At 46.2% G+C, this 6,102-nt stretch carries 9 protein-coding genes and 2 pseudogenes; 4 read left to right on the plus strand and 7 right to left on the minus strand.

The window, feature by feature from the left end:
* Positions 1-63: 63 nt before the first annotated feature.
* The 3 genes from METMK1DRAFT_RS04500 to METMK1DRAFT_RS04510 all read right to left on the minus strand — a co-directional run bounded on the left by METMK1DRAFT_RS04500 (position 64) and on the right by METMK1DRAFT_RS04510 (position 1,080).
* Complete coding sequence (locus METMK1DRAFT_RS04500; RefSeq protein WP_009071297.1) at positions 64-288, minus strand: hypothetical protein; 225 nt, start codon at positions 286-288, stop codon at positions 64-66.
* Positions 289-321: 33 nt separating this feature from the next.
* Positions 322-627 carry a hypothetical protein gene (locus tag METMK1DRAFT_RS04505; protein ID WP_009071298.1) on the minus strand — a complete coding sequence of 102 codons (306 nt, stop codon included), beginning with the start codon at positions 625-627 and terminating at the stop codon, positions 322-324.
* Positions 628-723: 96 nt separating this feature from the next.
* Entirely contained in the window at positions 724-1,080 is a 357-nt protein-coding gene (locus METMK1DRAFT_RS04510; RefSeq protein ID WP_009071299.1) for a DUF1059 domain-containing protein, read from the minus strand.
* Between the two features lie 87 nt (positions 1,081-1,167).
* Here METMK1DRAFT_RS04510 and METMK1DRAFT_RS04515 point away from each other — a divergent pair, with 87 nt between their 5' ends.
* Complete coding sequence (locus METMK1DRAFT_RS04515; RefSeq protein WP_009071300.1) at positions 1,168-1,368, plus strand: DUF1059 domain-containing protein; 201 nt, start codon at positions 1,168-1,170, stop codon at positions 1,366-1,368.
* A 53-nt stretch (positions 1,369-1,421) separates the two neighbouring features.
* Positions 1,422-2,225 (plus strand): winged helix-turn-helix transcriptional regulator, encoded by an 804-nt coding sequence (locus METMK1DRAFT_RS04520; RefSeq protein ID WP_009071301.1) that lies wholly within the window; start codon positions 1,422-1,424, stop codon positions 2,223-2,225.
* A gap of 2 nt (positions 2,226-2,227) precedes the next feature.
* Here the strand turns inward: METMK1DRAFT_RS04520 and METMK1DRAFT_RS04525 are convergent, their stop codons facing one another.
* Complete coding sequence (locus METMK1DRAFT_RS04525) at positions 2,228-2,875, minus strand: hypothetical protein (RefSeq protein ID WP_009071302.1); 648 nt, start codon at positions 2,873-2,875, stop codon at positions 2,228-2,230.
* A 358-nt stretch (positions 2,876-3,233) separates the two neighbouring features.
* Between METMK1DRAFT_RS04525 and METMK1DRAFT_RS04530 the strand changes: the two are divergent.
* Positions 3,234-3,498 (plus strand): annotated as a pseudogene (locus METMK1DRAFT_RS04530) (hypothetical protein); the annotation flags it as partial.
* A gap of 101 nt (positions 3,499-3,599) precedes the next feature.
* Here METMK1DRAFT_RS04530 and tatC read toward each other — a convergent pair.
* The 3 genes from tatC to METMK1DRAFT_RS04545 form a co-directional block, all read right to left on the minus strand.
* Positions 3,600-4,427, minus strand: a complete 828-nt coding sequence (gene tatC / locus METMK1DRAFT_RS04535) for a twin-arginine translocase subunit TatC (protein WP_009071304.1) — start codon at positions 4,425-4,427, stop codon at positions 3,600-3,602.
* Entirely contained in the window at positions 4,411-4,770 is a 360-nt protein-coding gene (locus tag METMK1DRAFT_RS04540) for a twin-arginine translocase TatA/TatE family subunit (RefSeq protein WP_009071305.1), read from the minus strand. The genes tatC and METMK1DRAFT_RS04540 overlap by 17 nt, the downstream gene beginning before the upstream one ends.
* Positions 4,771-4,840: 70 nt before the next feature.
* The gene (locus tag METMK1DRAFT_RS04545; protein ID WP_048087414.1) at positions 4,841-5,140 is read right to left on the minus strand and encodes a twin-arginine translocase TatA/TatE family subunit; all 300 of its coding nucleotides are present in this window, start codon (positions 5,138-5,140) and stop codon (positions 4,841-4,843) included.
* 183 nt (positions 5,141-5,323) lie between these two features.
* On the opposite strand from METMK1DRAFT_RS04545, the pseudogene METMK1DRAFT_RS15535 reads away from it, so the two are divergent.
* A pseudogene (locus METMK1DRAFT_RS15535) lies at positions 5,324-6,102 on the plus strand (transposase); the annotation flags it as partial.

Consider the following 6,102-nt stretch of genomic DNA (forward strand, 5'->3'; position numbering starts at 1 on the left):
TCACGCTAAGTAGCGAGATGGGCGGAAATAAATTTTTTTGCTTTAAAAGGGTTTGAGATCATTTTATGAAGAATTATGAGGGTTTCCGAGGGACTTGGCCCTCATGTAAACTAAGTAAAGTTTGGAACTGTGGGGGCAGGGGAAACTCCCGCACTCACATTTCCCCTCCACTACCTTCTCCCCCCTCAAAATCAGTTTTACCCTATAACCCTTAACGGAGCACTTTGATGGAATTGTCCCCTCAACTTCCCTCTCGCCTTTCTCCCTCTCTCTAATGATAAGTTCCATGTCTTCTCTCCGTATGCCTGTGTATGAGCTCCCTTATGAAAGTAACATGTCTTGAATGACCATCACTTGTTCCTTCTTGAGTTCTTCCTCTATCTCCAAATACAGTATGGACAGACCTAATATGATGGCGCCAAAGAGTTCATCCAAGTTACCCACATTACCTTGAGCATCCTTATCCTTAATCCTCCTCAAAAGCTGCCTCATCATTCTTCTTATGACTAAGGCGTCCTCTCTGGCATCTCCGCTCAAACCGAAGGCTAGGACAGAAATGGAGTAGATCGCCCTCCTCAAGTTAACTAGAAGTTCCCTTAAGTAGCCGGCCTCTGTGCTCGAGTTCATGATAATAGATTCTATTAAGGCGTATAATAATCTATGTAATAAAAAACTTAACTCCAAACACTCTTTAAAAAGAGTGCGAGAAATAAAAATTTATCTTTATGAAACTTTTATTTTCTGTTTAATTGCCTTTAGTGTGTCCTGAGGTATCGTCTCCATCTTGTGACTCATTTTTGCGTGTATTGAGAGCTCCCTTAGCAGTTCGTCCTCAGTAGATGAATTCTCTATTTGGAATCCGCAGTTCATACCAACGTCAGCACAGCTAAACGAGTACTTGCCGGACTTCTTTATTGCCCCCTTTATCCTGTTCACCATCTCTTGAGGAATTGAGGTTAATCCATGAGAATCCTTAGCGTGGATCTTAAGCATCTCCAGTAACTCGTCCTCACTGGAGGCGTTCATTATGGAAAATCCGCAGTCCATTCCTACGTCTGCGCATCTGAAAGTATATTTCATTAATATACGATTCTGGGCGACGTATTGAAGTTTTCATTAGAAAAATTCTTACATCCTTTTAAATACAATAGCCCATTATAAGAAATCATGGTATCCCTATTTAGGAAAAAGAAATACTCCTTTAGTTGCTCAAGTTTGGGGATGGGCTGCGGATATTCAGTGAGAGGTGCTGCGAGCGAGGAGGAGTTGCTGGAAATTCTGAAGGTACATGCTGGACAATCACACGGCATTAACGAGATCCCAGCTGATCTGTTGGAAAAAATAAAGATGAACATTAAGAAAGAGTAACAGGTTATTGTTAAAAACGCTTTAATCTCCCGAAAACAGATTTTCAGTGACCTATGGACGAACTACATCGTAAGATGCTAATGCTTTTATTTAGAGATGGAAGGATCAGCCAAAGGAGACTTGCTGAAGAGCTTAACGTTACTCCACCTACCCTGAACTATAGGTTCAGGAAGCTTGAGGAGGAAGGGGTACTAAAGGGCTTCACGTTATTTGTGAATCCCAACTTTCTGTCCTTATATTACGGCTTTGTAGCCTTCACTAACTACAGGGACTACGATAGCCCGTCCATATTCCTTAAGTTCAAATGTGTAGAGTGGTTGAACGTGTATGGTATATTGGGGAGGAGTTTTAGGGAGTTGGATGAAGAGGTGGAACGTATGAGCCGAAACCTTGGGGAGCCTAAGCTGAAATATGTTCCTGAGCAGTCCCCAGAGAGTCTTAAGGAAATGGACCTCATCGTGTTGAGGGCCCTTAAGGATACGCCAAGAGCAAGCGAAAGTGAGATAGCTGAAGTTGTGGGCATGCCCAGTAAGCTAGTTTCGAAGAGACTTAAGGTTCTCTCCAGGAGGGGCGTATTCTCCGTGTTTCCCGTACTAGACATACCTAAGTCAGGGCTGATAATGTTCTCCATGTTCTCGAGAGAGTTGAAGAGGATAGTCCCTGTCCTTGAGCCGTTCACCGTATTCAGGATAACGGACGGGAAGGCAGGGATAAACGTATGTCTAGCTGACAACATGGGACAAGTTAGAAATCTCGTTAATGGGGCACGCCTGAACGATCCTGACTCCGATGTGATGATAATACACGAGTATACTGTTAGCATTCAGGATAAAATCGATATTCGCGTTGAGAGCTAGGTTTACTTGACGCAGAACTGTACCTCCAAATCCACGCTGTCTCCGCTTACCTTTCCCTCGACTTCCAGGTCCCTCAGTATGGACTCCATAAGGGGCACGTAAAGTGCACTCACGAGTTCCTCACCAACCACGGAAGCCAAGAAGAAGTTGATCTTTCCACATTTTCCATCGACGTTGATGGACGTGTTATTCTTGTTCACAAGCGGTAGTATGAACGAGACGAACTGATTGATGCGACTTATCAAAACTTCTGGACTCAAATTCTGACCCTGAAGCTTAGGGTTAGCGAATGAGTGTCTGAAGAAGGAGCTGTAAAAGGTCACCAAGTCCCTTACCAAGTCGGGGTTTTCTTTCACAAGCCTCTGAAGTGTGGTTAAGGGAATAGGTAGGAATCCCATGCTCCTTGAGTTAAGGTATTCCACCAGGTATTTCCTCAGTCCGTCTAAGGACAAGGTTGAACCGGCCCTTACGACTGAAATGGAGAGCTCTAGTATGTCATCGACGAAATCCTTCCATCCCTTTCCCCCAGGGTAGAGACCCTTCTGCGTGAGGTCAGACATTATGTCCTTTAGTTCCCTCTCCTGTCTCTCCAAGACAGGGACTAATACTCTTCCTCCCTTCTTGTCGTCCCTGTCCTTTCCCTTTGACATAGAAAACACTGTAATCGCAACAAAATAGACTTTATCGTCTCCTCCCTCTGGAGTTCAGTAACTCTTCGAAGCCGGATCCCAATAGGTAGAGGTCGAAGGCTAGGAAAAAGATAACCAAAATAACTTCAATCCAATATTCCATGATCACTGATTAGAGGACCAGAAATTTAACAGGTTTGACGACAACAGTATACAGCACCATCTTTGCCGTTATCATCGGTTTTCGAAGGGACCACAGGTGTATCCTTACGTTCTCACCCTCAACCTTCCTGAGCGTTGATTTAACTCTTACCAGCAGTTGTGGGATTTTTCCTTAGGTGTAACCTTGAAGTCAAGGCGAAATCTAATAACTGCTGTAAGGGATAATCAACTAAAGGGGCTGTATTACGTTGAGGGTAAGGATTTCGAAGTAGATTTTTACGATGAGGTGAACTCAAGGTTGATTCAAGTTACGTTAGCGTCAGATAAAGTTGAAGTAAGAGAGATAAAGGGAATTTTGAAGGCGAATGAGCTGTTGAGGGTTAAGGAGCTAGTAGTGATAACACATGGCATAGAAGGGAAAGAGGAGAGGGAAGGAAAGGAAATAAAAAATGATTCCAATCTATAGATTTCTGTTATCATAGTCTAATCCTATGAAATGTAATGAAGCCCCATGAAAGTCCCAATCATCAAAGCTAATCTGGTAAAATCACATTTCGAATATTCTCTAGACAACTCCTACAATTCAAACACGTAGGGCTCTTTTCCTCTTCTCTACCAAATGGGAGGCCAGAATACCCACGAAGTAGAGTGTGGAGAGTGTCACACCTATAGTCGTCTCTATGACTCCACCCGTAGTCCCAGGAGAGATAAGCCAGGCTATTATGAATGCTCCTAAAACCCCATATCTCCAGTTCCTCCTCCAACTTGAGGCTTTCACTACTCCTGCCATGGTCAACATGCTCATGACTAGAGGATATTCGAATGCCAGGCCATTGGTTAACATGAGGGACATGACGGTGTTGATGAAGGCCCTCAGACTGAGCGTTGGGGCAACTCCGAGGGTTTCAGTATAGATGAGTACGAACTTCATCATCACTGGAATAATTATGAAGTACGCGAACGCGCTCCCTGCAGTGAAGAGTAGGAACGCGGGGAGGATAATGTACTTGGCCATCCTCCTCTCGTGCTCGTAAAGTCCTGGGGCTACGAAGGCCCAAGCTTCCCATATTATAATGGGCATGGCCACAAGCAGGGAAAGAAAGAAGGCAACATATGCTGCGGAGAATAAGGTATCAAAAGGATTGAGGTTTATTAGCTCCATTTTTGGCGGTAGTTCAGAATGTATGAATAAGACTATTACATTGGAGGCAATACTATTGAAGAGGTTCGGGTAAAGAATTGGAAACCTAAACCCTTCGAAATAGACCTCCTTGATCCCGAAGAAAAAGAACAGCAGAAACGTCACGAGGAGACTGAATAACGCCCTCCTGGCCCTATATACAAGCTCGTTTAGGTGTTCTAAAAGCGGTCTCTCCTCTTGCTGTGGTACCTCCCTAGTTCTTTCCGTCACCCAACTTCAGCCTCTCTAACTCTGCTTGTAACCTCTTGATTTGTTCTTCAATCTCTCTAACCTTATCCTGGCTGGAGACCTCCGTCTGTCTCCTTACCATAGGCCTAACTGCAGGGGTTACCTGAGAGGACGTTGAAGCTAACGTCGTCTTAGTCTCCTCAGTTACTTCTCCTAAACCAGACAACTCCCTAGTCAGTTCCCTCTTAAACTCATCCTGACGTCTTTTGAGCTCCCCTAGGGTCTTCCCTAAATTTTTCAGTGTTCCCGCCAAGTTTTTCTCTCCTCCCAGAAGAAGTATTGCTACTATAAGTACTATTAAAGTATCACTTAAGCTACCAAACATCATATCCCACCCTCTTTCGACTCCGTTAGGCCCAACTGCTCACCCTGGGGGAGCTCAAGATAAAAATTCTTTATTGGCTTGTCTTTTGTTTCTTTAGCTGATCCAATTGAGCCTGAAGATCTTTAATTTGCTTCTCCAGTTCATCCACCGACTTGGATTGAGAGGATTGAACGTTAACCTGGGGAGACTGAGAAACTGGTTGAGTTTGCATCTGATTTATCTCCATTTCTGCCTCCATCCTTCCCTTCTTGAACTCTCCCAATGCCCTACCCATGGACCTAAATAACTCCGGAATCTTACTGCTTCCAACGAACAGTATTAATGCCACTATTATTATGATAGCTATATCGGAAGGGTTTATGGCTACCATTATTTCATCTAAATAGATTTCTCTCAAAGGTTTAAAAACATTGTTTATAATGGACAAGGTGAGCAACCTTACACGGGCGATTCAGGGCTCCATTGCGATTTCTATTTGTTTCTATAGAATGAAAGTGACTTAATTGATCCTACATCAGTAACACTAAAAAGGGGACGAGCGCTAGGTCATACCATGAGACACTCATTCAATCACGTGGTGACCTCGCTCGTCCCCGAGTTACTTGGGGAGGACGCGCCATTAAATGAAACGGCTGAGATCGAGAGGAGGGCCCTGGAGGAGGCGGAGAGGACCTCCCCCAGGTACGCCAGGGGGAGGGAGGTGAGGAGGAGGGGTTACGCCAGGTACAGGTTCTTGAAGGGGTTCAAGGTCTCCCTCCTGGGGAGGAGGGTAGTGTACGGGCTGGAGTGGGTCACGGTGAGGTTGCCCGTGCTGTACAGGGGAGGGGAGAGGGTGAGGACTGGAGTGGAGGAGGAGTTGCTCAGGGAGGAGGGGCTGGTGCTCAGGTCCCTCCTCCTGCTCTACTCCGTGTTGGGAGGGAAGTTGAACGCCAAGCTCTGGACCCAGGAGCTGGAGGTGAGGGGGGACGTCAAGTACGTGGTCGTGGACGGGAAGTACGTGAAGTTGAGGGGAGGGAGGAGGGGGTCCTCTTAATCGCGTTGGGACTCACGGAGGACGGTGTGAGGGCCGTGCTTGACGTGGTCCTGACCAGGGAGGAGGACGTCGTGAGCTACTGGGACCTCCTGGTGAGGCTGTGGAGGAGGTACAACCTCACCCTGGTCGTAGCCGACGGGGTGAAGGCCCTAGACACGGCCATCTCCCGCTCCTGGATCAAGGTCGCGAGGCAGACCTGCCTGGTCCACCTCAAACGAAGCAGGAGGGTGAAGGTCTTGCTGGACCTCCTCCTCTCCCTCGCCGAGTCCTTCCCCACCCGTGGCTCCCGTGGTAGTCCC

Source organism: Metallosphaera yellowstonensis MK1, assembly GCF_000243315.1.
Taxonomy (GTDB): Archaea; Thermoproteota; Thermoprotei_A; order Sulfolobales; family Sulfolobaceae; genus Metallosphaera; species Metallosphaera yellowstonensis.

Excerpts from the sequence above, each read along its gene's own strand:
- METMK1DRAFT_RS04500 (WP_009071297.1), bottom strand. The coding sequence starts at position 288 with ATGGAACTTATCATTAGAGAGAGGGAGAAAGGCGAGAGGGAAGTTGAG.
- METMK1DRAFT_RS04505 (WP_009071298.1), bottom strand. The coding sequence starts at position 627 with ATGAACTCGAGCACAGAGGCCGGCTACTTAAGGGAACTTCTAGTTAAC.
- METMK1DRAFT_RS04510 (WP_009071299.1), bottom strand. The coding sequence starts at position 1,080 with ATGAAATATACTTTCAGATGCGCAGACGTAGGAATGGACTGCGGATTT.
- METMK1DRAFT_RS04515 (WP_009071300.1), top strand. The coding sequence starts at position 1,168 with ATGGTATCCCTATTTAGGAAAAAGAAATACTCCTTTAGTTGCTCAAGT.
- METMK1DRAFT_RS04520 (WP_009071301.1), top strand. The coding sequence starts at position 1,422 with ATGGACGAACTACATCGTAAGATGCTAATGCTTTTATTTAGAGATGGA.
- METMK1DRAFT_RS04525 (WP_009071302.1), bottom strand. The coding sequence starts at position 2,875 with ATGTCAAAGGGAAAGGACAGGGACGACAAGAAGGGAGGAAGAGTATTA.
- METMK1DRAFT_RS04540 (WP_009071305.1), bottom strand. The coding sequence starts at position 4,770 with ATGTTTGGTAGCTTAAGTGATACTTTAATAGTACTTATAGTAGCAATA.
- METMK1DRAFT_RS04545 (WP_048087414.1), bottom strand. The coding sequence starts at position 5,140 with ATGGTAGCCATAAACCCTTCCGATATAGCTATCATAATAATAGTGGCA.